Origin of the sequence: Xanthomonas sp. LF07-6 (genome assembly GCF_034105445.1) — a bacterium.
Taxonomy (GTDB): Bacteria; Pseudomonadota; Gammaproteobacteria; order Xanthomonadales; family Xanthomonadaceae; genus Xanthomonas_A; species Xanthomonas_A sontii.
The window spans coordinates 36,313-60,682 of the sequence record NZ_JAXGGI010000015.1; the positions used below are offsets into that span (position 1 = coordinate 36,313).

The following is a 24,370-nucleotide window of genomic DNA, read 5'->3' on the forward strand; positions in this document are numbered from 1 at the left end:
CGGCCAATTGTACGGGCCATGCGCCCACCGCCGCTCCACGGCGGCGCGGCGGCACCGTATCCTTGGCCGATGACGTCCGCCGTGTTTCCGATCGATCCGCTGCTGCCGCAACTGCGCGACAGCCTCGCCGCCCATCCGCGCCTGGTGCTGGAAGCCCCACCCGGCGCCGGCAAGACCACCCAGGTGCCGCCGGCGCTACTCGACGCGCCCTGGCTGCAGGGCCGGCGCATCGTGATGCTGGAACCGCGCCGGGTCGCCGCGCGCAGCGCCGCCTCCTTCATGGCCCGGCAGCGCGGCGAGGCGCCGGGCGAAACCGTGGGCTACCGCATCCGCTTCGAGAACAAGGTGTCCGCGCGTACCCGCATTGAGGTGGTCACCGAGGGCATCCTGACCCGCATGCTGCAGGACGACCCGATGCTTGAGGGCGTCGGCGCGCTGCTGTTCGACGAGTTCCACGAGCGCCACCTGGCCGCAGACCTGGGCCTGGCGCTGGCCCTGGACGTGCAGGCGCAGGTGCGCGAAGACCTGCGCATCGTGGTGATGTCGGCCACGCTGGACGGTGAGCGCCTGGCGCAGTTCCTCGACGCGCCGCGACTGTCCAGCGCCGGGCGCAGCTTCCCGGTGGAGATCGCGCACTTTCCCGCGCGGCGCGAGGAATCGCTGGAGGCGCAGACCCGGCGCGCGGTCGAGCACGCGCTGCAGCAGCACCCGGGCGACGTGCTGGTGTTCCTGCCCGGGCAGCGCGAGATCGGGCGGGTACAGGCGGCGCTGGAAGCGGCGGGGGTTGGCGGTGGTGCGGCGGGTGTTGCTCCAGCAGGTGCCGCGTCCGGCTCTACTCCAGCCGGCACCGCCTCCGGCGTACCCTCATCCGGCGTACCCTCATCCGGCGCTGCGCGCCACCTTCTCCCGGGGGGAGAAGGGAGCGGAGTGGAGGTCCTGCCGCTGCATGGCGAGTTGCCGGTGGAACAGCAGAGCAAGGTGCTGCAGCCGGATCCGCAGGGGCGGCGGCGCGTGGTGCTGGCGACCAACGTCGCCGAGTCCTCGGTGACGCTGCCCGGGGTGCGCGTGGTGATCGACGCCGGGCTGGCGCGCGAGCCCCACTACGATCCCAACAGCGGCTTCTCGCGGCTGGACGTGACCGCCATCGCCCAGGCTTCGGCCGACCAGCGCGCTGGCCGCGCCGGCCGTGTCGCCAGCGGCTGGACCTACCGGCTGTGGCCGCAATCGCAACGCCTGGAGGCGCAACGCCGCGCCGAGATCCTGCAGGTGGAGCTGGCCGGGCTGGCGCTGGAACTGGCCGCCTGGGGCAGCGATGGCCTGCGCTTCGTCGATCCGCCGCCGGCCGGCGCACTCGCCGCCGCCCGCGAGCTGCTGCAGCGGCTCGGCGCACTCGCCGAGAGTGGTGCCATCACCGCCAGCGGCCGGCGCATGCTCGCGCTGGGCACGCATCCGCGGCTGGCGGCGATGCTGCTGGCCGCCGGCGATGCGCGCGCACAGGCCCTGGCCTGCGACCTCGCCGCGCTGATCGAAGCGCGCGACCCGCTGCGCCAGGGCGGCGACGCACTGGCCGCGCGCTGGCGCGCCCTGGCCGCGTTCCGCCGCGGCCGCGTGCCGCACGACGCCAACCGCGGCGCGCTGGCGGCGATCGATGCCGCCGCCAAGCAGTGGCGACGGCGCCTGCGCAGCGACGCCGCCGCGCCGGACAGCGTGGAGGCGCACGAACTCGGCGATCTGCTGGCGCACGCCTTTCCCGACCGCATCGGCACGCGTCACCCCAGCGATCCGCTGCGCTACCAGCTGGCCAATGGCCGCAGCGTGCGCTTGTTCGACAACAGCGACCTGCGCGGCGAGCCCTGGCTGGTCGCCACCGAGCTGCGCCACGAGGCCAAGGACGCGTTGCTGCTGCGCGCCGCACCGGTGGACGAGCGCTACCTGCGCGCGCAGTTTCCGCAGCGCTTCGCACAGGAGGACGTGGTGCGCTGGGATGCCGAGCGGCGCGCACTGAGCGCGCTGCGCGAGACCCGCTTCGATCGCATCGTGCTCGACAGCCGCCCCGCAGGCCGGGTCGAGCCGGCGCAGGCAGCCGCGGCGCTGACCGACGCGGTGCGCGAATTGGGGCTGCAGGCGCTGCCCTGGAGCGAGAACCTGTCGCAATGGCGCGCACGGGTGGCGGGACTGCGCCAGTGGATGCCGGAACTGGAGCTGCCGGACCTGGGCGATGCCGCGCTGCTGGCCAGCCTCGACGACTGGCTGCGCCCGGCCTTCGCCGGCAAGACCCGGCTCGATGGGCTGAGCGAGGACGAGCTGGGCGAGGCGCTGAAGGCGCGGCTGCCGTGGGACCGCCGCCAGGCCATCGACCGCCATGCCCCGGTGCGCATCGCGGTGCCCTCGGGCATGGAACGGCGCATCGACTACAGCCTGGACCATGCCGGGCAGCCGCAGCCGCCGGTGCTGGCGGTCAAGCTGCAGGAGCTGTTCGGCCTGGCCGACACCCCGCGCATCGCCGACTGCCGCGTGCCGCTGCTGCTGCACCTGCTCTCGCCCGGCGGGCGGCCGCTGCAGGTCACCCAGGACCTGCGCAACTTCTGGTCCAGCACCTACCCGGAAGTGAAGAAGGAAATGAAAGGCCGCTATCCGCGCCACCCGTGGCCGGACGACCCCTGGACCGCCACCGCCAGCCATCGCGCCAAGCCGCGTGGCACCTAGTGGGTCTGGCGCACCGCATTCAGCGGGCAGACGAATCCGCGGCGCGGCGCTAACGCCCCGTATACGGTGCGAGGGCGACACTGCAACCCTTCATTCCTGCCAGTAGGGGACGCCCATGAGCAAGCTGACCATCATCACCGATCGCGCCCTGGATCTCGCCAGCCATGCCGGCGACAGCCTCAAGCACTTCGGCCCGCAGGCGAACAAGTGGTTGCAGTCGGGCAAGGCGATGGGCGCGGTCAAGGCGGGCGCAGCGATGGGTGCAGTGAAGACCGGCTCCAAGGTCGCGCGCACCGCCGTGCGCCGCAACCCGGCCATCGCGATCGCCGCTGCCGCCGTGGGTGTGGGTCTGCTCGGCTACGCCATCTACCGCAAGCGCCAGCGCGACAAGGGTGCGCCGATCGAAGGCAATGCGCAGCGTATCGAAGCCGCCAACAAGCGCGGCAACGTGGGTGCGCGCCGCAGCGCTGCCAGCACCCGCGGCACGCGCCGCAATGCCGCAGCGCACGACGCCATCGAAGAGTGAGATCCGCGCACTGCCGCTGACGGCAGCCGCCGCATGAAACGCAGCGACCGGGAGACATCCCGGTCGCTTTTTTTATGGTTCGCCGCGCCTCTGCTTTTCCAACCCAGGAGCGGCTTCAGCCGCAACCGAGGCGTTACCGATGCGCTCCGGTCGCGGCTAACGCCGCTCCTGCGGGTCATTCGGCACAACACGCACTACAGCGCGCGCCAGGCCCCCGGTGCCAACCCGTCCAGGCGGTGCGCGCCCATCGCCGCACGCACCAGGCGCAGGGTCGGCAGACCGACCGCGGCCGTCATCCGCCGCACCTGGCGATTGCGGCCTTCGCGCAGCACGACCTGCAACCAGGCATCGGGCACGCTCTTGCGGAAGCGCACCGGGGGATCACGCGGCCACAGCGATGGCGGCGCGTCCAGCAACGTCACCTCGGCCCGCGCGGTCGGGCCGTCGTTCAACAGCACGCCGTCGCGCAGGCGCTGCACCTGCTCCGGTTGCGGCGCGCCTTCCACCTGCACCCAGTAGGTCTTGGGCTGCTTGTGCCGCGGATCGGTCAGACGGTGCGCCAGCGCGCCATCGTCGGTCAGCAGCAGCAGGCCCTCGCTGTCGTAGTCCAGGCGTCCGGCCGCGTACACATCGGCGGGCAGGCCGAACTCGGCCAAGGTGCGCCGCGGCGGCGTGCTGCGGTCGGTGAACTGGCACAGCACGTTGAAGGGCTTGTTGAAGGCGATCAGCATCGATGGGAACGGCGGCGGGCCTGCGCCGCACGGCGCGGCGCAGGCATTGTCCCATGCGTCCGCGCCGCGCCGCTCGTGCGCCGGCTCAACGCTTGACGAACTTCAGGGTCATCCGGTCGCTCTCGCCGATCGCCTGGTACTTGGCATCATCGGCGGCCTCGTGCTGGTTGCTCGGCGGCAATGTCCATACGCCCCCCGGATAATCCTTGGTGTCGCGCGGATTGGCGTTGAGCTCGCTCTTGCCGGCCAGCTTGAAGCCGGCGGCCTCGGCCATGGCGATCACCTGCGCCTGACCGACATAGCCGCTCTTGTCGTCGGCCGGCACGTCGGCCTTGGCGCGGTGCTCGACCACGCCGAGCACGCCGCCGGGCTTGAGCACGTTGTAGAAGCCCTTGAACATGCCCTCGGCCTGGCCGGCCATGCGCCAGTTGTGCACGTTGCGGAAGGTCAGCACCAGGTCGGCCGAGCCGGGCGGGCCGAACACCGGTGCGTTCGGCGCATACGCGACGATGCGCGCGTGGTCGTACTGCGCCGGTGCCGCGGCGAACTTCTGCTCCAGGCCGGCGCGCGCCTTCTGCTGGTAGTCGCGGCCGCGCCCTTCCGGCACGGCGGTCGGATCCACCACCGCAGCGATGTACTGGCCGTGCTCGCGCAGGTACGGTGCCAGGATCTCCGCATACCAGCCGCCGCCCGGGGTGACCTCGATCACCGTCTGGGTCGGCTTGATGCCGAAGAACGCCAGGGTCTGGCCGGGATGGCGATAAGCGTCGCGGGCGACGTTGGCGCGGTCGCGCCAGCTGCCGTTGATCGCCGCCTGCAGGGACGCGTCCGGCGCCGGCAGCGTCGCGGTGTCGGCAGGCTTGATCGCCTGCGCGGCAGGGGCGAGCAAGGCGGTGGCGACGGCCAGAGTACAGGCGCAGGCGAGCGAGGTTCGAAGCGTCATGGCAGGCATCCGCAAGAGGAGGTGGGGCGAGCCTAGCATGCGGCCCGACAAGCCCGAATGTTGCGCTCCCGTTAGCGCGAATCACGCCGGCGGAACGCTGTTTTCGCGAGCATTGGCCGATCCTTCGACCCCCGGCGACTATCCTGTCGCCTTTCCCCACAGTGGAGCGTTTTCCATGCTGCACACGCGCGAACTCGGCCGCTCCGGCCTGCATGCGGCACCGCTGGCGTTCGGCGGCAACGTGTTCGGCTGGAGCGCCGACGCCAAGACCTCCTTCGCCCTGCTCGATGCCTTCGTCGAGGCCGGCTGCAATCTCGTCGACACCGCCGACATCTACTCGGCCTGGGTCCCCGGCAATCACGGCGGCGAATCGGAAACGCTGATCGGACAGTGGCTCAAGCGCAGCGGCAAGCGCGACAAGGTGCTGATCGCGACCAAGGTCGGCAAGTGGGCCGAACGCCCGGGCCTGTCGGCCGACACCATCGCCGCCGCCGCGGAGGACTCGCTGCAGCGCCTGCAGACCGACGTCATCGATCTGTACCAGGCGCACGCAGACGACGATTCGGTGCCGCTGGAAGCCACGCTGGCGGCGTTCGGGCGGTTGATCGAACAGGGCAAGGTGCGCGCCATCGGTGCTTCCAACTACAGCGCCGCGCGCCTGCGCGAGGCGCTGAACGTCTCCGCGCAATATGGCCTGCCCCGCTACGAGACGCTGCAGCCGGAGTACAACCTGTACGACCGCGCCGGCTATGAGGCCGAGCTGGAGCCGCTGGTGCGCGAACAAGGCCTGGGCGTGCTGTGCTACTACGCGCTGGCCAGCGGCTTCCTCAGCGGCAAGTACCGTCAGGCCGAAGACGCGGGCAAGAGCCAGGCGCGCGGCGCCAGCGTGGTCGCGCGCTATCTCAACGCGCGCGGCCTGCGCATCCTCGCCGCGCTCGACGACATCGCCGGCAAGCATGGCGCCGCGCCCACGCAGGTGGCGCTGGCCTGGTTGATGGCGCGGCCCGGCATCGTCGCGCCGATCGCCAGCGCGACCAGCCTGGAGCAGCTGCAGGACCTGCTCGCCGCCGCACGCCTGCAGCTGTCGGCCGAGGACATCGCGCAATTGAATACCGCAAGCGAGGAAACCGCATGACCGCCCCCACCCACACCACCCGCATCGTCCTCGCCTCGCGTCCGCAGGGCGCACCGGGCACCGACAACTTCCGCACCGAACAGGCGCCGCTGGCGCCACCCGGCCCCGGCCAGGTGCTGCTGCGCAACCGCTGGCTGTCGCTGGACCCGTACATGCGCGGGCGCATGAGCGATGCGCCGTCCTACGCGCCGCCGGTGCAACTGGGCGAGACCATGGTCGGCAGCACCGTGGCCGAGGTGCTGCAATCCAACTCCCCCGACCACGCACCAGGCGATCTGGTGCTGGTGCAGAACGGCGGCTGGCAGACCCATCTGGTCGTCGACGGCGCCAGCCTGCGGCGCAAGCTCGACCCCAACTCGCCGCTGCCGCCGAGCACCGCGCTGGGCGTGTACGGCATGCCCGGCTTCACCGCCTACGCCGGCCTGCACGAGATCGGCAAGCCGCAGCCGGGCGAGACCGTGGCGGTCGCCGCGGCCACCGGCCCGGTCGGCGCCACCGTGGCGCAGATCGCCAAACTGCGCGGGGCCAAGGTCATCGCCATCGCCGGCGGCGCGGAAAAATGCCGCTACCTGCGCGAGGAACTGGGCGTGGACGTGGCCCTGGACCACCGCGCCAAGGACTTTGCCGAGCAGTTGCGCGCCGCCGCGACCGACGGCATCGACGTGTACTTCGAGAACGTCGGCGGCCACGTGTTCGATGCGGTGCTGCCGCTGCTCAACGATTTCGCGCGGGTGCCGGTGTGCGGCACCATCGCCACCTACAACGCCAACGGCGCCTTGCCGCCGGGGCCGGACCGGATGCCGGCACTGATGGGCCAGGTGCTGCGCCAGCGCCTGACCCTGCGCGGCTTCATCGTCGGCGACTTCGTCAAGCTGTACCCGGAGTTCCTGCGCGAGATGGGCGCCTGGCTGGCCGACGGCCGCGTACGCTACCGCGAGCACGTGGTGGACGGGCTGGAAAAGGCGCCACAGGCTTTCATCGACATGCTGAGCGGCGGCAACTTCGGCAAGCTGGTGGTGCGGCTGGGCGACTGAGGCGAGAAGGTCCGAGGCTGTCGGGACTGATCCCACAAAATGCACGAGAGTCCTTCCCACATCGTGCCCGGACACTGATCACCGCGAGTCGCTGTAGCAGTCGCGATCGCTTGGCTTTGGATGTTGCTGTTGCCCTTGTTTTTGACTTACTGGGTTCCCTTCCGAAGCGGCGGCCATCGCGGGGAAACACCCGAAGGGCGGCGTACATGGATGTACGCCGTCCGCGGCAGGGGCAGGATGCCCCTTCCGCGGATCCCCGTGATGGACGCGGACCCGGAGCGCGCAGCGCGGAGGGCGCGAGGCAGGGCGCGCTTTCTTTTGGTTACTTTTCTTTGCGCGAGCAAAGAAAAGTAACTCGCCCGTGAGGGCGAAAGCCTTTGCTTTCGCTTGAGATTTGCGTGTCGGACGAAAAAGAACCGCAGGAGCGGCTGCCGCCGCGCCCACCTGCTTCCGCGGCATCGACGCCCGCAGGCGCAGCCACTACCATCGGACGCATCGCCGCCGCCGCCGCTTCCATGTCCGAGTCCCCGCGTCCCCCTCGCGCACGCCGCACCGCGCGCGCCGCCACCGCCCCCACCCCGCCCGAGCGCGGCCTGGCCGCGGAGCTGATGCGGCGCATCGGCGAATGCGAAGGCGACCCGAACTTCATGACCTCGCTGGCGCGCGGCCTGGCCGTGCTCAGCGCCTTCGGCCAGCACAGCCGCGACGTCAGCATGGCCCAGCTCAGCGCCGACACCGGCATCCCGCGCGCGGCGGTGCGGCGCGTGCTGTACACGCTGGAGAAGCTCGGCTACACCGGCACCCACGGCCGCGGCTACGTGCTGCTGCCGCGCGCGCTGGGCATCGGCAGCGGCTACCTGTCCACCGCCGCGCTGTCGGTGGCGGCGCAGCCGGTGCTGGACGCGCTGCGCGACACCCTGCACGAGTCCTGCTCGCTGGGCGTGCTCGACGGCGACGACTTGCTGTACGTGGCGCGTGCGGAAACCGTGCGGATCATGTCGATCGGCCTGCGCGCCGGCAGCCGCCTACCGGCGTACTGCACCTCGATGGGCCGGGTGTTGCTGGCAGCGCAACCGGGCGACACCTTGAACAGCTATCTGGAGCGCAATCCGCTGCGCCCGCGCACCGAACGCACCGTCACCGATCGCGCGCAGTTCCAGGCCCTGCTCGAGCGCGTGCAGCGCGACGGCTACGCGGTGGTGGACCAGGAACTGGAGATCGGCCTGCGCTCGGTCGCGGTGCCGGTGCGCAACCGCCAGGACCGCGTGGTCGCCGCACTCAACGTCGGCAGCTCGGTGGCGCGGATGACCCTGGGCAGCCTGCAGAGCACGGTGCTGCCGGCGCTGCGGCATGCGGCGCAGCAGTTGAGTCGGGTGCTGGACTGAGCCGCATCCGCCGCTGCGGGGCACCTTTCCCTCCGACAAAACAAGGGATAAGCCCCTCTCCCCCCGGGAGAGGGGTTGGGGTGAGGGTCCGGCACGCGCCGCGATCTGGCCGATACCACGCATCTGCCGAAGCAACGCAACGTGTCAGCCACGCGTCGCATCGTGTCGTTCGCGGCGCTCGGTGCAGCGGACCGCGTGTCACGATCATTCCCAACCATGCCGCAACAGCGGCGCCGGGCTCAATCCGTCGCTTCTGCGGCCTGCTCGGCCAGGATCGGCGCGGCCAGGGCGAAGGCGTGGTTGGCCGCAGGCACGCCGCAATAGATCGCCGCCTGCAGCAGCACTTCCTTGATTTCGTCGGCGCTGACGCCGTTGTTGCGCGCGGCGCGCACGTGCAGCTTGAACTCTTCGTCGTGGCCGCGTGCCACCATCATCGCCAGGGTCAGCAGTGAGCGCGTGTGCCGCGGTAGGCCCTCGCGGGTCCACACCGTGCCCCAGGCGGTGCGGGTGATGAACTCCTGGAATTCCTCGGTGAACGGCGTGCGTACGGCCAGCGAGCGGTCGACATGGGCATCGCCGAGCACCGCGCGGCGCACCTGCAGGCCGGCGGCGTAGCGTTCGTTCTCGTCCATCGGGGCGACTCCTGAAACGTGGGGAAAAGCGGGCGCTGACTACTGCAGCAGGAAGCGCAGCAGCGCATCGTTGAAGGCGTGCGGCGACTCGACGTTGCACAGGTGGCGGCCGTGCACCTCGGCCTCCTCGCCCTGCGCCACCTGCGCGGCGATGGCCTGCAGATCGGCTGGCGGACACACCGGATCGTCGTGCCCGGCCACGGCCAGCACCGGCACGCGGATCTCGCCCAGGCGCGCGCGGAAGTCGGCCTCGGCCAGCGCCTGGCAGCAGCCGATGTAGGCCTGCGCATCGGTGGCGCGGAAGCTGTCCAGGATCGCCTCGACGGTCGCCGGCTGCGCCTCGGCGAAGGCCGGGGTGAACCAGCGCGTGCGGGTGCCTTCGCACAGCGGCGCCAGGCCTTCGGCGCGCACTTGCTCGATGCGCGCCTGCCAGCTCTCGGCGCTGCCGATTTTGGCTGCGGTGGCGCACAGGGCGAGGCTGAGCAGGCGCTCGCCCGCGTGCAGGCCCAGCCACTGCCCGGTCAGCCCGCCGATCGACAGGCCGCAGAAATGGCTGCGCTCGATCGACAATGCATCCCAGAGCGCCAGCACGTCGCCGCCGAGATCGGCCATGGCGTACGGCGCCGGCGCGGCGGTGGAGGCGCCGTGGCCGCGGCGGTCGTAGCGCAGCACGCGGAAATGCGGCGCCAGCGCGGCGATCTGCGCGTCCCACATGTGCAGGTCGGTGCCGAGCGAGTTGCACAGGGTCAGCCACGGACGGCCTTCGCTGCCGTCGATGCGGTAATGCAAACGATGCGTGGGCAGGTCGAGGATCGGCATAGGCGGCGCTCGCAGGGAAAGTGGAAGGGGCCACGGCGGCACGGAACCGCGCGGCACCGACAAGTCTAGAACGTGTCGCCGACACTGCGGCAGACGGGCACGGCGCGGCGCCTCACCCGCGCGCCTGCGCGGCGAGCACGCGCTCGATCCACACCGCGGCCATGCCGCGCCAGCTATCGCTGGCGAACAGCGCATCCAGTTGCGGCGGCGCCAGCACCGCGGTCACCTGCGGCTGCTCAGCCAGCACCGCGCGCAGGTGCTGCTGCGTGGCCAGCGCGCGGCGCACCGCGGTTTCCACCAGCGCGTGCGCGGCAGCCTTGCCCAGATGCGCAGCCAGGGTCACCGCCACCGCCTCGGCGTAGAGCAGGCCGCCGTGGCTGTCCAGATGCGCGGACATGCGCGCGCGGTCCAGCTCCAGGCCTTCGATCAGCACCCGCACCTGGGCCAGGCTGCCGGCGCTCAGGCGCACCAGTTCCGGCAAGGTTTCCCATTCGGCATGCCAGCCGCCGACCGCGCGCTCGTGTTCCTGCGGCAGCGCCGCGAACAAGGTCGCCAGCAGGCCCGGCGCGCGCGTGGCCGCGGCGATCGCGACCACGCAGCCGACCGGATTGCGCTTGTGCGGCATCGCCGAGGAGCCGCCCTTGCCCGCCGCGGCGGGCTCGAACGCCTCGGCCACTTCCGACTGCATCAGCAGGGCGACGTCGCGGCCGATCTTGCCAAGGCTGCCGGCGAGCAGCGCGAACGCCGCGCCGATCTCGCCGATCCGGTCGCGCGCCGCGTGCCAGGGCAGCGCCGGCAACGGCAGCCGCAATTCCTCGGCCAACGCCTCGGCCACGGCCAGGCCCTGCGACTGCAGCGCAGCCAGGGTGCCGGCGGCACCGCCGAACTGCAGCACCAACGCATCCTCGCGCAGCGCCTGCAGGCGTCGGCGGCTGCGCTGCAGCGCGTCCAGCCAACCCGCGGCCTTCAGCCCGAAGGTCACCGGCACCGCCTGCTGCAACAGGGTGCGCCCGGGCAGCCCGGTGTCGCGCTCGCGCTGCGCCAACGCCGCCAGCGCCGTGCACAGCGCGTCCAGTTGCGCTTCCACATGGTCGAGCGCGGCGCGCAGTTGCAGCACCGCGCCGCTGTCGATGATGTCCTGGCTGGTCGCGCCCCAGTGCACCCAGCGCGCGGCGTCTTCATCGGCGGCGGCGACCTGCGCGGTGAGCGCCTTGACCAGCGGAATCGCCGGATTGCCGGCCAATGCGGTGGCGGCGGCCAGCGCCGGCAGGTCGTAGCGCGCGGCATCGCAGGCGGCGGCGATCGGCGCCGCTGCGTCGGCAGGGATCACGCCGCAGCGTGCCTGCGCGCGCGCCAGCGCCGCTTCCACGTCGAGCATGGCCTGCAGGCGCGCGCGGTCGTCGAACAGCGCATCGACGGCCGGATCGCCGAACAGCGGACGCAACAGGGACTCGGAGACGCTCATCGGTTCGTAGGCGGTGGAGAGATCATGCAGCGTAACCGCTGCAGCCTGTGCGGGATGTCGCTGCGCTCAGTAGCGGAAGAACACGGTCTCGTGCTCGCCCTGCATGCGCACGTCCCACTGGTAGCGATTGGGCGCCAGCGGTTGCGCGATCAGGGTGGCGCGGCGCTCGGCCGGCACCTGCGCCAGGATCGCGTCGCCCTCCAGGTCGTCGTCGCCGAAATACAGCCGGGTCGGTGCGGCGCGCAGCAGGCCACGCATGAACACCAACACCACCAGGTGCGGCGCCTGCAGGCCCTTGGGCCCGGCGACTCGCCCGGGCTTGATCGTGCGGAAGGCGAAGCGGCCCTGCGCGTCGGTCGGTACCCGGCCCCAGCCATGGAAGGCCGGATCGTGTTCGCCGCGGCGCGGATCGGCGGCATGGTCGTAGATGCCGGCGGCATCGGCCTGCCAGATCTCCAGCAGCGCATCGCCGACCGGTGCGCCGTTGCCGTCGAATACGCTGCCGACGATCTCCACCTGGGTGCCCTGCGCCTGCGCCGGCGCGATCTCGGTGCGGTACAGCGGTTCCAGCCCGATCCGGTAATAGGGGCCGACCGTCTGCGAAGGGGTTGCCTGGAAACTCATCGCCTCACTCCCAAGGGGTCTGCTTGCGTCCGCGCAGGACGATGTCGAAACGGTAGCCCAGCGCGAACTCGTTGGCGGTGGTCTCCCAGTCGAACGCGGAGACCATGCGCTCGCGTGCCTTGGGGTCCTCCACGCAGTTGAAGATCGGGTCGAACGCCAGCAGCGGGTCGCCGGGGAAATACATCTGGGTGACCAGGCGCTGGCCGATGCCGTCGCCGTGCAGCGAGAAATGGATGTGCGCCGGGCGCCAGGCGTTGTAGTGGTTGCGCCACGGATAGGCGCCGGGCTTGATGGTGGTGAAGCGGTAGCGGCCGTGGTCGTCGGTCAGCACCTGGCCGGTGCCGGTGAAGTTGGGATCCAGCGGCGCGTCGTGCTGGTCGCCGGCGTGCAGGTAGCGGCCGGCGGCATTGCACTGCCACACCTCGACCACGCTGTTGCGCACCGGCTTGCCGTTCTCGTCAAGCAGGCGCCCGCTGACGATGATGCGCTCGCCCAGCGGCGCGCCGGGAAAGCCGGCGGTGAGATCGGCGGCGTGTTCGCCCAGGGTGGTGCGGTCCAGGGTCGGGCCGGTCGCTTCGGACAGGGTCAGCGGGATCGCGATCGGATCGCGGGTCGGGCCGCGCGCGCCGGTGGAGGCGTAGGGCGGGTGCAGGTAGGCCGGCTGCGTCCCGGGGTACGGGCGCCGATAGCCGAGCAGGGGATCGATGGGGGTATCGTCGCGCATCGTGCGGTCTCGCTGGCTCCACGCGGAGCCGGTTGGCTGGAAGAATGATGCAGGCGTATGCGGCGCAGCGTCGATGGCGCGAGCGGCTACAGCCGCTCGATCGCCAGCGCCACGCCCTGGCCGACGCCGATGCACATGGTCGCCAGACCGCGGCGACCACCGCTGGCCTCGAGCTGGCGCAGCAGGGTCAGGGCGAGGCGCGCGCCGCTCATGCCCAGCGGATGACCGAGCGCGATCGCGCCGCCGTTGGCGTTGACGTGTGCGGCATCGTCGGCGACGCCGAGTTCGCGCAGGCAGGCCAGGCCCTGCGCGGCAAACGCCTCGTTGAGTTCGATCGCATCGAAGTCGCCGATGGACAGCCCCAGCCGCGCCAGCAGCTTGCGCGTGGCCGGCACCGGGCCGATGCCCATGTAGGCCGGCTCCACGCCGGCACTGGCGAAGCCCAGCACGCGTGCACGCGGGGTCAGGCCCAGCGCCTGCACCTGCGCGTCGCTGGCCAGCAGCAGCGCGGCGGCGCCGTCGTTGATGCCCGAGGCATTGCCGGCGGTGACCGTGCCGGGCTGGCGGAAGATCGGCTTGAGCCTGGCCAGCGCCTCGAGTGTGGTGTCGGCGCGCGGATGCTCGTCGACACCGACCTCGATGGTCTCGCCGCGCTTCCTTCCCGGGGCGGTCACCGGCACGATCTCGCCGTCGAAGAAACCGGCGGCCTGCGCGGCCGCGGTGCGCTGCTGGCTGCGCAGGGCGAAGGCGTCCTGGTCCTCGCGCGAGATGCCGTAGCGTGCGGCCACGTTCTCGGCGGTCTCGCCCATCAGCTCCACGCCATACAGTTGCTGCAGCTTCGGATTGACGAAGCGCCAGCCCATGGTGGTGTCTTCGAGCTGCTGGTTGCGGGCGAAGGCGCTGTCGGCCTTGCCCATCACCCACGGCGCGCGCGACATCGACTCGACGCCGCCGGCGATGGCCAGGCCCAGCTCGCCGGCGCGGATGCCGCGCGCGACGGTGCCGATGGCATCCAGGCCAGAGCCGCACAGGCGGTTGACCGTGCTGCCCGGCACGCCGAACGGCAGGCCCGCCAGCAGCAGGCTCATGCGCGCGACGTTGCGGTTGTCCTCGCCGGCCTGGTTGGCGCAGCCCAGGTAGACGTCGTCGAGTTGCGCCGGATCCAGCTGCGGCTGCCGCGCCAGCAGCGCCTGCAGCGGCACCGCGCCGAGGTCGTCCGCGCGCACCCCGGCCAGGGCGCCGCCGTAGCGGCCGATCGGCGTGCGAACGCCGTCGATGATGTAGGCCTCGTTCATGCCGCCTCCGTGGAATCGGCCAGGGTCAGCGCCAGCCCGGTGGCCTGGCGCAGGTCGTCCAGGCTCACGCCCTCGACCAGTTCGAGCACGCGCGCGCCGTCCGGCCCGAGCGCGAACACGCCCAGGTCGGTGTACACCCGCGACACGCAGCGCAGCCCGGTCAAAGGATAGCTGCACGCGTTGACCAGCTTGGGTTCGCCGCGCTTGGTCAGCAGTTCCATCATCACGTAGACCTGCTTGGCGCCGATCGCCAGATCCATCGCGCCGCCGACCGCAGGGATGGCATCGGCCGCGCCGGTGCTCCAGTTGGCCAGGTCGCCGTGCACCGACACCTGGAACGCGCCGAGCACGCACACGTCCAGGCGCCCGCTGCGCATCATCGCGAACGAGTCGGCGTGGTGGAAATAGCAGCCGCCGGTCAGCAGCGTCACCGGCTGCTTGCCGGCGTTGATCAGGTCCAGGTCCTCCTGCCCCGGCGCCGGCGCCGGCCCCATGCCGAGCAGGCCGTTCTCGCTGTGCAGGAAGATCTCCTTGTCCGCCGGCAGGAAGTTGGCCACCGCGGTCGGCAGGCCGATGCCCAGGTTGACGTAGGCGCCCTCGGGGATGTCGCGCGCCACCCGCGCGGCCAGCGCGTTGCGGTCGATGCCGCGCCCGTTCAATGCGTGCATGCGCCCTCCTGTGCGGTGGCCACCGCCACCACGCGTTGCACGAAGATGCCCGGCGTCACCACCGCTTCCGGATCCAGCGCACCGAGTTCCACCACTTTCTCCACCTGCACGATCGCGCAGGTCGCGGCCATCGCCATCAGCGGGCCGAAGTTGCGCGCGGTCTTGCGGTACACCAGGTTGCCCCAGCGGTCGCCGTGGTGCGCCTTGATCAGCGCGAAATCGGCGCGGATCGGATACTCCAGCACGTAGTGGCGGCCGTCGATCTCGCGGGTCTCCTTGCCGGCGGCCAGCTCGGTGCCGTAGCCGGTCGGGGTGAAGATCGCACCCAGGCCGTTGCCGGCCGCGTGGATGCGCGCGGCCAGGTTGCCCTGCGGCACCAGCTCCAGTTCCAGCTCGCCGGCGCGGTAGGCCGCGTCGAAGTGCTGCGAGTCGCTCTGCCGCGGGAACGAGCACACGATCTTGCGCACGCGCTTGTGCTTGATCAGCGCGGCCAGCCCGGTCTCGCCGTTGCCGGCGTTGTTGTTGACGATGGTCAGCTCGCGCGCGCCCTGCGCGATCAGTGCATCGATCAGCGCATCGGGCATGCCCGCAGTACCGAAGCCGCCGATCATCACCGTGGCGCCATCGTGGATGTCGGCCACTGCGTCGGCGCACGAAGCCAGGGTCTTGTCGATCATCGGCGCCGCTCCACCGTCGCCGGCCGCGGGCGCAGCGCGCGTCGGCGCAAGCGCATTACAAGGTCTGCCACGACATCCTCCTCCAGGTCGCTCCGGGAGGCCACGTTAGGCCGGCACTGGCGGGCGGTCAATCCGATTATCGGATGCACAGTTCGATAAACGAACAATTTAACGATGTGGCAACGGCGCGCCGGCTCATCCCTGTTGTATACATTCGGCCATCGCCGCGTATCGGGCGATGGCGTAAAGGCAGCGCCAGCTCTCCCTCCGCCCGCAACACGCAAGGATCTTCCCCAGCCTGTTGTATACACAATCGAGGTCGCCGCCATGCAGTCGTCCACTCCGGCATTTCCACTCAATGCCTGGTACGCCATCGCCTGGGATCACGAGGTCAAGCACGCGCTGCTCCCGCGCAAGGTGTGCGACCTGGACATCGTGCTGTACCGCACCAGCAGCGGCCGCGTCGCCGCGCTCGAGGACGCCTGCTGGCATCGGCTGGTGCCGCTGTCGATGGGCCGGCTGCGCGGCGACGACGTGGTCTGCGGCTACCACGGCCTGGTCTACGACGCGAACGGGCGCTGCGTGCACATGCCTTCGCAAGACACGATCAATCCGTCCGCCTGCGTGCGCCGCTTTCCCACCGTGGAACGGCACCGCTACGTCTGGGTGTGGCCGGGCGACGCGGCGCTGGCCGACCCCGCACTGGTGCCGGACCTGCACTGGAACGACGACCCGGCCTGGGCCGGCGACGGCCGCACCATCCACGTCAAGTGCGACTACCGGCTGGTGCTGGACAACCTGATGGACCTGACCCACGAGACCTTCGTGCATGGCTCCAGCATCGGCCAGGACGAGGTCGCCGAGGCGCCGTTCGACGTGGTCCATGGCGAACGCAGCACGGTGGTCTCGCGCTGGATGCTGGACATCGACCCGCCGCCGTTCTGGGCCTGGCAGATCGAGCACGCGCACGGCTACCGCGGCAAGGTCGACCGCTGGCAGATCATCCGCTTCGAGGCGCCCTGCACCATCGCCATCGATGTGGGCGTGGCGGTGGCCGGCAGCGGCGCGCCGCAGGGCGATCGCTCGCGCGGGGTCAACGGCTACGTGCTCAACACCATCACCCCGGAAACCGATCGCACGTGCCACTACTTCTGGGCATTCGCGCGCAACCATTCGTTGCACGAGCAGTCGATCACCACGCGCCTGCGCGACGGCGTCAGCGGTGTGTTCGGCGAGGACGAGTTGATCCTGGAAGCGCAGCAGCGCGCCATCGACGCGCATCCGGACCACGTGTTCTACAACCTCAACGTCGATGCCGGCGGCATGTGGGCGCGGCGGCTGATCGAGCGCATGGTCGCCGCCGAACAGCGCAACCAGGACCTGCAGCTGCGCATGGTCGGATGAACCGCCGCCGGGATCCCGGAGCCACCGCCATGTCCGCCGCGCATCCGTTCCGCTCCAGTGCCGCGCAGACCACCCGCGCCCTACTCGAATTGCGCGAGCTGATCCTGGCCGGCGCCCTGCCCGCCGGCGAGCGCCTGTCCGAGGTCGCGCTGGTGGAGCGCCTGGGCGTCTCGCGCACGCCGGTGCGCGCCGCCCTGCAGCGACTGGCCGAGGAAGGCCTGGTGCAGCCGCTGCGTGGCGGCGGCTACGCGGTGCAGGCCTTCGACGAGGCCGATGTGGACGACGCCATCGAACTGCGCGGCACCCTGGAAGGGCTGGCCGCGCGCCGCGCGGCCGAGCGCGGTGCCGAGCCGGCCTTGCTGGCGCGGGCGCAGGCGTTGCTGGCGCAGATCGACGCCGTCCTGGCGGCGCGACCGCTGAGCGAGGAGGCCTTCGCCCGCTATGTCGATTGCAACGCGCAATGGCATGCCCTGCTGTTCGAGATGGCCGGCAGTGCGCTGCTGTCGCGCGAGTTCGCGCGCGTCGCGCAGTTGCCGTTCGCCTCGCCGAGCAGCTTCGTGCTCGAACGCGGCCAGGCCGCCACTGTGCTGTCGATCGCGCAGGACCAGCACCGTCAGGTGCTGGACGCGATCGTGCGCCGCGAAGGCGCGCGCGCCGAAGCGCTGATGCGCGAACACGCGCGGCTGGCGCAGCGCAACGCCCACCACGCCCTGCACGACCAGAACGCGCTGGGCCAGATCCCCGGCAGCCGTCTGCTGCGGCGCCGCCCACCCGCCTGATCGCGGCGCACACGCGCCCGTCTCCCCTTCCCGCCTGCCGGACCCCACCATGCGCAAAGACACTCAGTGGACCACCGCCCGCGTCATCGCCGTCGCCACGCCGTGCCAGGACGTGCGCGAGATCGTCCTCGATCCCGGTCGCGCCAGCCGCTCCTTTAGCGTGGGCAGCCACCTCGACGTGCGCGTGCGCATCGGCGAGGCCTGGCACGAGCGCTCCTACTCGCTGGTCGGCGAGCCCGCCGCAGACGGCCACTACCGCATCGCCGTGCGCGCGGTGCCAGGCAGCCGCGGCGGGTCGCGCGCGATGTGGACGCTGGCGCCAGGCGATCAACTGGAGATTTCCTCTCCCAACAACCACTTCGCGCTGGACGAGACCGCCGAGCACATCGTGCTGGTCGCCGGCGGCATCGGCATCACCCCGATCCTGGGTATGGCGCAACGGCTGGCGCGCGGGCGCATCCCGTTCCAGGTGCTCTACGCCGGCCGCAGCCGCGCCAGCATGGCCTACCTGGAGCATCTGCAGGACCTTCTGGGCGAGCGCGTGCAGTTGTTCTGCCCGGAGCATCTGGGTCAGCTCGAGCTGGCCGCGCAGATCGCGCAATGGCCGCGCAATGCCGACGTCTACGCCTGCGGCCCGCTGCCGCTGCTGGACGAACTGCGGCAACGCTGGCGCGACGACGGCCGCGCCCGCGCGCGCCTGCACTTCGAGACCTTCGGCAACAGCGGCAACGCACCGGCGCAGCCGTTCGTGGTGCAGGTGCCGGCGCTGGGCAAGACCGTGCAGGTCGCCGAGAACGAGTCGTTGCTGGATGCGCTGAGCGCGGCCGGCGTGGAAGTCATGGCCGACTGCCGCCGCGGCGAATGCGGCCTGTGCGTGGTCGAGGTGCTGGACGCGGCCGCGCCGCTGGACCACCGCGACGTGTTCCTCAGCGACGAACAGCGCCACAGCAACCGCAAGCTGTGCGCCTGCGTCTCGCGTGCGCTCGGCGGCAGCGTCAGCATCGACACGGGCTACCGCGCCGACGCGTTCTGACGCCTGCGCGCATCCCCCTCGCAGCGCGCAGGTGCCGTCCACGCGGGTGGACGGCACCTGCCAGCGATCAACGAACGCGACGCGACCTCACTTGGTCGCCGCGTCCCAATGCTCCTGGATCTTGCCGTTCTGGATGCGGAACATGTCGAACCAGGTGGTGGTGTAGGTCTTGCTGGCGTCCTTGGGATCGGGCAGCGTGCGCACCGACACCAGGGTCACGTAGTCGCCCTCGGCCAGGATCGCCACCAGCGGCAACTGCACCCGCGGCTGGATCGGCGTCGGCTTGACGAAGGAGGTCAGGAACGCCAGGAACGCGTCGCGGCCGTTGGCCACGTTCGGGTTGTGCTGGATGTAGTCCTTGGCCATGTACATCGGCGCATATTCGGTGTGTCCGGCTTCGAACACGATGCGCCAGAAGTCGTAGACCAGGCGCTTGTTGGCGGTGGTGCGCCAGTCCTCGCCGTGCAGCAGCTGCGCGTGGTTGGGATTGGCGGTGACCGCGGTCTGCGCGAACGCGGACGCGACCGGGAGCGCAAGCAGCAGCGCCAGCAGACAGGCCTGAAAACGGATCTTCATGGAAGACTCTCCGATGGGGGAACAGGGGGAATGCGCAGTGCCGCTGCGCTACCGCGATGCGCGGCAACGTCGGCACCGGCGCGGCTGCAGCGTAGCAACGCGCCGTGCCTGCGCGAGGCAGGAAATCGCGAAAATCACGCGGATTTACCGAATTTTTCCCTGGTCTGGGAGAATCGCCACAGTTACCTCGATATCAGAAATGGCGCGGTAACACGCACCTGAAGGTGCGCATGCAGTGCATGGCGCCGCGATGTGTTGGCGCTCTGCACCCTCATCCATCGGCGCGCCTGATCGCCGTCATCGATCGCAATGACCGACGGCTCTTCTGTCGAGAGTGGGAATTCGGAATTCGGGATTGAAAGAAAGCGGAGAAAGGACACCATCGACGTGCGCAGGGGAACCGGGACGCGGCTTTACGAATCCCCAATCCCGACTCCCCAATCCCCCCGCTAAAGCGCCAACGGCAATCCCGCGTAATTCTCGGCAATGGTCGCGCGTCCTGCGGCACTGCCGAGCAGGTAGTCCAGTTCCGCATCGTGCAGGCGCCGGCTGAACGCGTCCTCGTCCGGGAAGCGGTGCAGCATCGTGGTCATCCACCAGGAGAAGCGCTCGGCCTTCCACACGCGCTGCAGGGCCAGTTCCGAGTAGCGCTGCAGCGGCGCGTCGCTGCGCTCCTGCTGCGCCTGCGCGAACAGGTGCGCGAGCAGGCCGACGTCGCCGGCGGCGAGGTTCAGGCCCTTGGCGCCGGTCGGCGGCACGATGTGCGCGGCATCGCCGGCCAGGAACAGGCGGCCGTACTGCATGGGTTCGGCGACGTAGCTGCGCAGTGGCGCGATGCTTTTCTCCAGCGACGGACCGGTGACCAGCGCCTGCGCCACGTCGTCGGGAAGACGCCGACGCAGCTCGTCCCAGAAGCGATCGTCCGACCAGTCCTCCACCCGCTCGTCCGCCGGCACCTGCACGTAGTAGCGGGTGCGGGTGGGAGAACGCATGCTGCACAGCGCGAAACCACGCGCATTGCGCGCATAGATCAGTTCGTCGGCCACAGGCGGGGTGTCGGCCAGCACGCCCAGCCAGCCGAACGGATAGATCCGCTCGTACACACGCAGCACCTCGGCCGGAATCGCGCGGCGGCTGACCCCGTGGAAGCCGTCGCAGCCGACCACGTAGTCGCAATCCAGGCGCTGCGTGACGCCATCCTGCACGAAGCTCAGCCACGGCTGCAGCCCGGCGATGTCGTGCAACTGCACATCCTCGACGGAATAGAGGGTGGCGGCGCCGGCGGCGCGGCGTGCGTCCATCAGGTCGCGGGTCACTTCGGTCTGGCCGTAGACGGTGACCGCACGGCCACCGGTCGCCGCACTCAGTTCGATGCGTTCGCGGCGCTGCTCCAGCGCCAGTTCGAAGCCGTGGTGGACGATGCCTTCGCGCCGCATGCGCGCGCCGGCACCGGCGGCGCACAGCAGGTCGGCGGTGCCCTGCTCCAGCACGCCGGCACGGATCCGCGACAGCACGTGTTCCGGCGTCTGCCGCTCGACGATGACGGTGTCGATGCCGTGGCCGTGCAGCAACTGCCCAAGCAGCAGCCCGGCCGGGCCGGCGCCGACGATGGCGACCTGGGTACGCATACGTCCTCCGAAGGATGGGACAGACCCACAGTGTTCCGGTTGCGGCGTGCCGAGGACATGGATCATCGCGACCGATTCCGGTACTTTTCGCCGATGCCCCGCAATGCCTCCGCCGCTGTCGCGTCGCCCGCCACGGTCCCGGCCTTTCGCCTGTATGGCGAGACCGGCGACAGAGGGACATCGGACCTGTTGCACTGGGAATCCATCGCCGCGCGCAGCCGCCTGCACGACTGGCACATCCGCCCGCACCGCCACGGCGATCTGCTGCAACTGCTGTATCTGCAACGCGGCAGCGCCGGCCTGCACTTGGACGGAACGCAGCAGCGCCTGCGCGGGCCATGCCTGCTGCTGTTGCCGCCGCTGTGCGTGCACGGCTTCCGTTTCCAGCGCAACGTGCGCGGCCATGTCGTGACCGTGTCGGCGCCGCTGCGGCAGCGCCTGGCGGCGCAATGGCCGAATCTGGACGAAGCGCTGGCGCGGCCGCTGTGCCTGCCCGCCGGCGATCAGCAAGCGGTGCTGGACGCCTGCTTCGCCGCCATCGCCGCCGAACACACACAGCACCGCCCCGGCCGCGAGCCGATGCTGCAGGCGCTGGTCACGCAGGCCTTGCTGTGGGCGGCGCGCGGCGCGCTGGCGGATGCCCATCGCGATCCGCACGATGCCGACCGCGGCGCGCGCCACGTGCGCGCCTACACCGCGCTGATCGACGCGCATTACCGCGAGCATTGGCCGCTGGCCCGCTATGCCGACCGGCTCGGGCTGAGCCGCAGCCATCTCAACGCGCTGTGCCGGCGCCTGGCCGGCGCCTCGGCGCTGGAACTGTTGCAACGCCGGATCATGCTCGAGGCGCGGCGCAGCCTGGTCTACACCACCTTGACCGTGCAGCAGCTGGCCGAAGTCCTGGGTTATGCCGATGCGGCGTATTTCAGCCGCTGCTTCCGGCGGCATGCGGGGTGTTCGCCGATCCAGTTCCGGCAGCGTGCGCAAGGGTGACACGACCCGCAGCCAGTACGGAGATCGCGGTGCGGTCGCTTTACTGTGGGAGGGACTTCAGTCCCGACGCGTGATCGATGATCGACCAGTCCCGCTTCGTTCGTCGCAGCTGAAATGGCGAGTCACCGCAGAAGCGTCGGGACTGAAGTCCCTCCCACAATGCAGTGTCGGCGCCGGTGCCGGTGTCAGGGCCCTATTGGCCGCGCGTAGCTCAACACGCACGCAATGGAACAATCATCTCTCCCGCAATCAATGCATCCACGAGCACAACCGGGCGCCACATCGACGCCCGGCGACTTGTCCTCAGAACGGATACTGCGGCGCGCTGTCCTGGATCGTCACCCACTGCCAGTGCGTGTACTGGCCCCAGTCGGCCGGGCCGCCCATGCTGGTGCCGTTGCCGGAGGCGCCGGTACCGCCGAACGGATTGGTGACTTCGTCGGCCACGGTCTGGTCGTTGATGTGCAGCAGGCCGGTGTGCAGGCGCTCGCCCAATGCCATCGCGCGACCGACCGACGCCGACAGGATGCCGGCGGACAGGCCGTACTCGGTCTGGTTGGCCAGCGCCACCGCCTCGTCGTCACTGTCGAAGGCGATGACGTTGGCGACCGGGCCGAACACTTCCTCCTCGAACGCCGGCATGCCCGGCTGCACGTTCGACAGAACCGTGGCCGCATAGAACAGGCCCTCGTGGGTGCCGCCGGCCTCGACCACGGCGCCCGCCGCCACCGAGGCATCGACCACGTCCTTGACGTGCTGCAGCTGGCGCTGGTCGATGATCGGACCGAGTGCCACGTGGGCGGTGGCCGGGTCGCCAACCGGCAGGTGCCGTGCCTTCTCGGCCAGGCGTCGGGTCAGTTCGGCGGCGATGCTGCGCTGGACCAGCACGCGACCGGTGGCCATGCAGATCTGGCCCTGGTGGAAGTACGCGCCGAAGGCGATCGCCGACACCGCCTTGTCCAGGTCGGCATCCTCGAGCACGATCAACGAGTTCTTGCCGCCCAGTTCCAGCGCGGTCTTCTTCAGGTGCTTGCCGGCCAGTTCGCCGATACGGCGGCCGGCGGCGGTGGAACCGGTGAACGCGATCATCGGCACGCCCGGCGCTTCGACCAGCGCCTGGCCGGCATCCGCGCCGCCTGGCAGCACGTGCAGCAGGCCCTTCGGCAGGCCGGCCTGCTGCAGCACCTCGGCGATGACGAAACCGCCAGCGTACGGCGTGCGCGGATCGGGCTTGAGCACCACCGCATTGCCCACCGCCAGCGCCGGCGCCACCGAACGCAACGACAGCACCAGCGGGAAATTGAACGGCGAGATCACCCCGACCACGCCCAGCGGCAAGCGTCGCGCCAGGCTCAGCCGGCCCGGCGCGGTCGGCAGCACCTGGCCCTGCGCCTGCAGCGGCATCGCCGCGGCCTGCTGCAGCAGCACGATCGCCTCGCGCACCTCGTGCTCGCCCTTGGGCAGGATGCCGCCGGTCTCGCGGGCGATCAGCGCCGCGGCCGCCGCCGCATGCTGCTGCAATACCTGCGCGGCGCGATGGAACACGGCCGCGCGCTCGCGCGGCGGCGTGGCCGCCCAGGCGCGTTGCGCGTCGCGCGCCTGCGCTACCGCCATGGCCACGTCGGCCGCATTGGCCTGGCCGACGCGGTGCAGCGGCGTGCCGCTGCCCGGTTCGATCACCTCAAGGACGCCGCCCTGGGCGGCGACCCACTCGCCGTTGAAGATGCGCTCGCTCCAGGTGGATGCGGCGGCCAGGGGTTCGGTGCTGTGCATGCTGTGTGCTCTCGTGGAAAGAGGAAGAAAGAGTGGTTCAGAGGGCGGTGGCGGCCAGGCCGCCATCCACCGGCAGGTTGACGCCGTTGATCCAGCGCGCCGCATCGGAGGCGAGGAACACCACCGCTTCGGCGACCTCGTCGGCATAGGCCGGGCGCTTCATCTTGCCGGCATCGGCCTGGACCCGCTCGGGCCCGAGCATGGTGACGAAATCGCCCAGGATCGGCGTGAACACCGGACCAGGCGCGACGCTGTTGACCCGCACCGAATGCGCTGCGAACCAGTCGCGCGAGCGCAGCAGCGTCCACACGATCAGCGCTTCCTTGAAGTACTGGTAGCAGGTCGCCTGCGGCACCGGATGCGCCGCCAGCCAGTCGCTGCCGGCGGCGTAGCTGTCGGCGGCGGCCAGCTGCTTGTGCAGGTCCAGCCGCTGCGGCCACTCGGCGCCGAGGATGGAGGCGATGTTGATGATGCTGCCGCCGGGCACGATGCGCGGCAGCAACGCCTGGCTGAGGTGGCGCAGGCCCAGGTAGTTGACCTTCGCCACCACGTCCACCGGCGCGGTACCGGGCACGCCGGCGATGTTGGCCAGCGCATCGATGCGCTCGGGCAGCTGCGCCACCAGCGCGTCGATCGAGGCCGGGTCGCCCAGATCGGCCTGGTGGAAGCCGTGCAGGGTCATGTTGACCGGCTGGCGGTCGATGCCGATCACGGTGGCGCCGTGGAAGCGCGCCAGGCGTGCGACCTCGGCGCCGATGCCGGAGGCCACGCCGGTGACGAGGATTGTCTTGTTGTGCAGGTTCATGGCAGCGCGTGTCCG

At 70.7% G+C, this 24,370-nt stretch carries 23 protein-coding genes; 9 read left to right on the forward strand and 14 right to left on the reverse strand.

The window, feature by feature from the left end:
* The first annotated feature begins 69 nt into the window (after nucleotides 1-69).
* Both hrpB and SLW56_RS17960 read left to right on the forward strand, forming a co-directional pair.
* Nucleotides 70-2,706, forward strand: coding sequence for an ATP-dependent helicase HrpB (gene hrpB / locus SLW56_RS17955; protein WP_320695248.1), 2,637 nt, complete (start codon nucleotides 70-72; stop codon nucleotides 2,704-2,706).
* Nucleotides 2,707-2,821: 115 nt separating this feature from the next.
* Nucleotides 2,822-3,232, forward strand: coding sequence for a hypothetical protein (locus SLW56_RS17960; RefSeq protein WP_320695249.1), 411 nt, complete (start codon nucleotides 2,822-2,824; stop codon nucleotides 3,230-3,232).
* Between the two features lie 194 nt (nucleotides 3,233-3,426).
* Here the strand turns inward: SLW56_RS17960 and SLW56_RS17965 are convergent, their stop codons facing one another.
* Together SLW56_RS17965 and SLW56_RS17970 are read right to left on the reverse strand one after the other, a co-directional pair.
* Nucleotides 3,427-3,963, reverse strand: a complete 537-nt coding sequence (locus SLW56_RS17965) for a pseudouridine synthase (protein WP_017908156.1) — start codon at nucleotides 3,961-3,963, stop codon at nucleotides 3,427-3,429.
* 85 nt (nucleotides 3,964-4,048) lie between these two features.
* Complete coding sequence (locus tag SLW56_RS17970; RefSeq protein ID WP_043094171.1) at nucleotides 4,049-4,906, reverse strand: class I SAM-dependent methyltransferase; 858 nt, start codon at nucleotides 4,904-4,906, stop codon at nucleotides 4,049-4,051.
* Between the two features lie 175 nt (nucleotides 4,907-5,081).
* Between SLW56_RS17970 and SLW56_RS17975 the strand changes: the two genes are divergently transcribed.
* From SLW56_RS17975 to SLW56_RS17985, 3 genes are all read left to right on the forward strand, one after another.
* The gene (locus tag SLW56_RS17975) at nucleotides 5,082-6,041 is read left to right on the forward strand and encodes an aldo/keto reductase (protein ID WP_152236800.1); all 960 of its coding nucleotides are present in this window, start codon (nucleotides 5,082-5,084) and stop codon (nucleotides 6,039-6,041) included.
* Entirely contained in the window at nucleotides 6,038-7,075 is a 1,038-nt protein-coding gene (locus SLW56_RS17980; protein ID WP_320695250.1) for an NADP-dependent oxidoreductase, read from the forward strand. Before SLW56_RS17975 ends, SLW56_RS17980 begins: the two co-directional genes overlap by 4 nt.
* Nucleotides 7,076-7,590: 515 nt before the next feature.
* Entirely contained in the window at nucleotides 7,591-8,460 is an 870-nt protein-coding gene (locus SLW56_RS17985; protein WP_267121762.1) for an IclR family transcriptional regulator C-terminal domain-containing protein, read from the forward strand.
* Nucleotides 8,461-8,699: 239 nt separating this feature from the next.
* On the opposite strand, the gene pcaC is transcribed toward SLW56_RS17985, so the two are convergent.
* The 8 genes from pcaC to SLW56_RS18025 all read right to left on the reverse strand — a co-directional run bounded on the left by pcaC (nucleotide 8,700) and on the right by SLW56_RS18025 (nucleotide 15,364).
* Nucleotides 8,700-9,092 carry a 4-carboxymuconolactone decarboxylase gene (gene pcaC, locus SLW56_RS17990; RefSeq protein WP_295907023.1) on the reverse strand — a complete coding sequence of 131 codons (393 nt, stop codon included), beginning with the start codon at nucleotides 9,090-9,092 and terminating at the stop codon, nucleotides 8,700-8,702.
* 39 nt (nucleotides 9,093-9,131) lie between these two features.
* Complete coding sequence (gene pcaD / locus SLW56_RS17995) at nucleotides 9,132-9,911, reverse strand: 3-oxoadipate enol-lactonase (RefSeq protein ID WP_295907025.1); 780 nt, start codon at nucleotides 9,909-9,911, stop codon at nucleotides 9,132-9,134.
* A 112-nt stretch (nucleotides 9,912-10,023) separates the two neighbouring features.
* Nucleotides 10,024-11,376 (reverse strand): 3-carboxy-cis,cis-muconate cycloisomerase, encoded by a 1,353-nt coding sequence (locus SLW56_RS18000; RefSeq protein ID WP_320695251.1) that lies wholly within the window; start codon nucleotides 11,374-11,376, stop codon nucleotides 10,024-10,026.
* Nucleotides 11,377-11,442: 66 nt separating this feature from the next.
* Nucleotides 11,443-12,000 carry a protocatechuate 3,4-dioxygenase subunit alpha gene (gene pcaG / locus SLW56_RS18005; RefSeq protein ID WP_320695252.1) on the reverse strand — a complete coding sequence of 186 codons (558 nt, stop codon included), beginning with the start codon at nucleotides 11,998-12,000 and terminating at the stop codon, nucleotides 11,443-11,445.
* A gap of 4 nt (nucleotides 12,001-12,004) precedes the next feature.
* Nucleotides 12,005-12,724, reverse strand: a complete 720-nt coding sequence (pcaH, locus tag SLW56_RS18010; RefSeq protein ID WP_017908147.1) for a protocatechuate 3,4-dioxygenase subunit beta — start codon at nucleotides 12,722-12,724, stop codon at nucleotides 12,005-12,007.
* A gap of 86 nt (nucleotides 12,725-12,810) precedes the next feature.
* On the reverse strand, nucleotides 12,811-14,019 hold the full coding sequence (pcaF, locus tag SLW56_RS18015; protein WP_320695253.1) for a 3-oxoadipyl-CoA thiolase: 1,209 nt from the start codon (nucleotides 14,017-14,019) through the stop codon (nucleotides 12,811-12,813).
* A complete protein-coding gene (locus tag SLW56_RS18020) occupies nucleotides 14,016-14,687 on the reverse strand; it encodes a 3-oxoacid CoA-transferase subunit B (RefSeq protein WP_345785066.1) in 672 nt (223 codons plus the stop codon). The genes pcaF and SLW56_RS18020 overlap by 4 nt, the downstream gene beginning before the upstream one ends.
* The gene (locus SLW56_RS18025) at nucleotides 14,675-15,364 is read right to left on the reverse strand and encodes a 3-oxoacid CoA-transferase subunit A (protein WP_017911717.1); all 690 of its coding nucleotides are present in this window, start codon (nucleotides 15,362-15,364) and stop codon (nucleotides 14,675-14,677) included. The genes SLW56_RS18020 and SLW56_RS18025 overlap by 13 nt, the downstream gene beginning before the upstream one ends.
* A gap of 327 nt (nucleotides 15,365-15,691) precedes the next feature.
* Here SLW56_RS18025 and SLW56_RS18030 point away from each other — a divergent pair, with 327 nt between their 5' ends.
* From SLW56_RS18030 to SLW56_RS18040, 3 genes are read left to right on the forward strand one after another with little or no spacing between them, the layout of a single operon-like run.
* Complete coding sequence (locus SLW56_RS18030; RefSeq protein ID WP_267105361.1) at nucleotides 15,692-16,768, forward strand: aromatic ring-hydroxylating dioxygenase subunit alpha; 1,077 nt, start codon at nucleotides 15,692-15,694, stop codon at nucleotides 16,766-16,768.
* A 29-nt stretch (nucleotides 16,769-16,797) separates the two neighbouring features.
* Nucleotides 16,798-17,547, forward strand: a complete 750-nt coding sequence (locus tag SLW56_RS18035) for a GntR family transcriptional regulator (RefSeq protein ID WP_320695254.1) — start codon at nucleotides 16,798-16,800, stop codon at nucleotides 17,545-17,547.
* Between the two features lie 49 nt (nucleotides 17,548-17,596).
* Entirely contained in the window at nucleotides 17,597-18,580 is a 984-nt protein-coding gene (locus SLW56_RS18040; RefSeq protein WP_320695255.1) for a PDR/VanB family oxidoreductase, read from the forward strand.
* Nucleotides 18,581-18,667: 87 nt separating this feature from the next.
* Here the strand turns inward: SLW56_RS18040 and SLW56_RS18045 are convergent, their stop codons facing one another.
* Entirely contained in the window at nucleotides 18,668-19,156 is a 489-nt protein-coding gene (locus SLW56_RS18045) for a nuclear transport factor 2 family protein (RefSeq protein ID WP_017911713.1), read from the reverse strand.
* A gap of 449 nt (nucleotides 19,157-19,605) precedes the next feature.
* Nucleotides 19,606-20,784, reverse strand: coding sequence for a 4-hydroxybenzoate 3-monooxygenase (gene pobA, locus SLW56_RS18050; protein WP_295935213.1), 1,179 nt, complete (start codon nucleotides 20,782-20,784; stop codon nucleotides 19,606-19,608).
* 93 nt (nucleotides 20,785-20,877) lie between these two features.
* Between pobA and SLW56_RS18055 the strand changes: the two genes are divergently transcribed.
* The gene (locus SLW56_RS18055; protein WP_267103470.1) at nucleotides 20,878-21,777 is read left to right on the forward strand and encodes a helix-turn-helix domain-containing protein; all 900 of its coding nucleotides are present in this window, start codon (nucleotides 20,878-20,880) and stop codon (nucleotides 21,775-21,777) included.
* 303 nt (nucleotides 21,778-22,080) lie between these two features.
* On the opposite strand, the gene SLW56_RS18060 is transcribed toward SLW56_RS18055, so the two are convergent.
* Nucleotides 22,081-23,550 (reverse strand): benzaldehyde dehydrogenase, encoded by a 1,470-nt coding sequence (locus SLW56_RS18060; protein WP_320695256.1) that lies wholly within the window; start codon nucleotides 23,548-23,550, stop codon nucleotides 22,081-22,083.
* Nucleotides 23,551-23,587: 37 nt separating this feature from the next.
* On the reverse strand, nucleotides 23,588-24,355 hold the full coding sequence (locus tag SLW56_RS18065; protein ID WP_152235708.1) for a coniferyl-alcohol dehydrogenase: 768 nt from the start codon (nucleotides 24,353-24,355) through the stop codon (nucleotides 23,588-23,590).
* Between the last annotated feature and the right edge of the window lie 15 nt (nucleotides 24,356-24,370).